The 2,149-nt window shown below is 49.0% G+C and carries 3 protein-coding genes; 2 read left to right on the plus strand and 1 reads right to left on the minus strand.

Annotated elements, in window-relative coordinates; translation table 11 throughout:
* The first annotated feature begins 212 nt into the window (after positions 1-212).
* Both DCCM_RS04695 and DCCM_RS04700 read left to right on the plus strand, forming a co-directional pair.
* On the plus strand, positions 213-602 hold the full coding sequence (locus DCCM_RS04695; protein WP_104371299.1) for a HEPN domain-containing protein: 390 nt from the start codon (positions 213-215) through the stop codon (positions 600-602).
* Positions 578-901, plus strand: coding sequence for a nucleotidyltransferase domain-containing protein (locus DCCM_RS04700; RefSeq protein WP_104371300.1), 324 nt, complete (start codon positions 578-580; stop codon positions 899-901). The genes DCCM_RS04695 and DCCM_RS04700 overlap by 25 nt, the downstream gene beginning before the upstream one ends.
* 519 nt (positions 902-1,420) lie before the next feature.
* Here DCCM_RS04700 and DCCM_RS04710 read toward each other — a convergent pair.
* Positions 1,421-2,149: Rpn family recombination-promoting nuclease/putative transposase (locus tag DCCM_RS04710; RefSeq protein WP_104371302.1), on the minus strand; the 729-nt coding region annotated here is incomplete at its 5' end.

Here is a 2,149-nt window from a genome sequence, read left to right on the forward strand (position 1 = left end):
TGGGTAATCAGATGAGGACAGCAATTGTTTACCAATAATGTATTTTATGTGTCAAAAATTCCTCCCGAGCACAGAAGAACCGTCCCCTTGTGTCTCCTGTCTTCGATGGAATTAAGGCAACTTTTTTTCAATTTGTGATATAATTAAATTAAAGTCATTCTATGGTGAGATCCCAGAAGCCACACTTAATACCGTAAATTGGAGAGATTAGCATGAGAGCACAATCAGCCGTGTGGCTGGATATCGCCGAGGATGACCTGGAAGCCGCCGAGCATTGCCTGTCAGGAAAGCAATATCTCTGGTCCTTGTTTATGTGCCAGCAGTCGGTGGAAAAGGCTATAAAGGCGATTTACTTTGAGAAAACTGGAAAGATACCTCCTAAAAAGCATGACCTCATAGCCCTGGCCGGAGTTGCGGATATTTTGGAGGGTTGCAGTAACGATACCAAGGATTTGTTTCGCCTCCTATCGCTTTATTACATTGAAACTCGTTACCCAGATAAAAGAGCTGCCCTGGAAGCTAAATGTACCGAGGTATTTGCCAAGGCAACGGTGGACCGTTCGAAGGAGGTTGTAACGTGGTTAAAAAGCATGTTGAAGTAATCGTACAAAAGTACGTTAAGGCATTGCGCTCCAAAAATATCCGCGTTGAAAAGGCGATCCTTTACGGCTCGTACGCCAGAGGTCAAGCCAATGAAAACAGCGATATTGACATCGCAATTATTTCTCCGGATTTGGGAAGGGATTATGTAGATGAAGCCTTAATGCTTAAGGAAATTAGCGAAGACATAGACCTTGACATATCACCACGGCCATACTCCACGGAGGAATACCAACAGGCGGACCAGGGCCAGTTCCTGTATGATGAGATTATTAGTAAGGGTAAATCCATTGAGGATTAACACTCACATAGGCTTTTAACCATAGGGGTGTCGAGTCTATACCCCGGTAATGGTGCTGGTGGCAAGTTAAATCCCCGCATCGGGCGATTGGACGATTATAAGTCGGCAGATCTTATCCTTGACATATGCTTGAACTTTCTGTGGTTACGCTTCCGCCGGGTTCTAGCTGGCCGATGCCCTCCAGATATCCGGGATAGTCGGAAATGAAAACGGCCCTTCCGGAAACACCGCATGCCTCCGAAGGAGCCTTTGCCTTCACTTCGGTTGAAAGTCATATTGGCCAGGTTCTTGCCGTCGGCCATAGCCTTGACGTTTATCCTGTCTTATGTGGCAACCGTAACGCCCCCTTGCCACCCTCCAATAAAGTGAATTATTTATTCCCCGTTTTTTTTAAGTAAACTTTGGTAATATCAAAATTAGTACCGATATGTATTTTATGTGTCAAAAATTCCTCCCGAGCACAGAAGAACCGTCCCCTTGTGTAACGCGGGATAAGGGCCAAACGGTCGCTTCTCGACTTCAGTTTTCCAGCTCTCTCTTCAGCTCCAAAACGATATCCATGGACAGCCCGGTTATCTTGCAGATCACGTCAACGTCCAACCCTTCCCTCAGCGCCGCCCTGGCCGTCTCAACCTTGCCCTCAATTTTGCCCTCAATTTTGCCCTCAATTTTACCTTTCGATTGCCCTTCTCTAATTCCTTTTTCCATTCCCCTTGCTTCTGCCGCCCTTTGCATCTCGTCCAGTGTCCGTTCAATGTTGGTGATCATCTTATCCACCTCCCGGGGTTCAGTTTCTTCCAGCGCACGGTCGACCTCTTCTTGCAGTAGTCCCGGCAATTTTCTCTTGATTACGTTCCTCAGCCATACCATTACCTGCCGGAATTCCTCCGGGTCCATACCTTTCAGCACGTCGGCAAGCTTTCTGATTCTGCCCACCAGTTCCCTCGGGTCCACGGTCTGGTCCAGGTAGAAAACGCTGGACACCACATTGGCCGCCCGGTACAGGTCTTCCTCTTCGTAGCGGACGACGTCGAAGAGGATGTAGGAGAAGTCCAGCAAGCGCCCCGGGAACCGCTCGTGCCCAGACTGGTACTCCCTGAAGCTCCTGCGGGCCGTCCATCCTCTCTCGCCGTTATAGAGGACGGCGGGAAAGATGGCCGGAAGCCTGAAGCCCTTGCGCTTCCGCTCTTTCTCCGGTGTGTTCTTGTAGACGTCCCGCCACACCTCTACCATGTACTGCAGCAGCCG

The sequence above is a fragment of the Desulfocucumis palustris genome, assembly GCF_002933875.1.
Taxonomy (GTDB): domain Bacteria; phylum Bacillota; class Desulfotomaculia; order Desulfotomaculales; family Desulfocucumaceae; genus Desulfocucumis; species Desulfocucumis palustris.

Coding starts and splice junctions, on each gene's coding strand:
- DCCM_RS04695 (WP_104371299.1), top strand. CDS start 213: ATGAGAGCACAATCAGCCGTGTGGCTGGATATCGCCGAGGATGACCTG.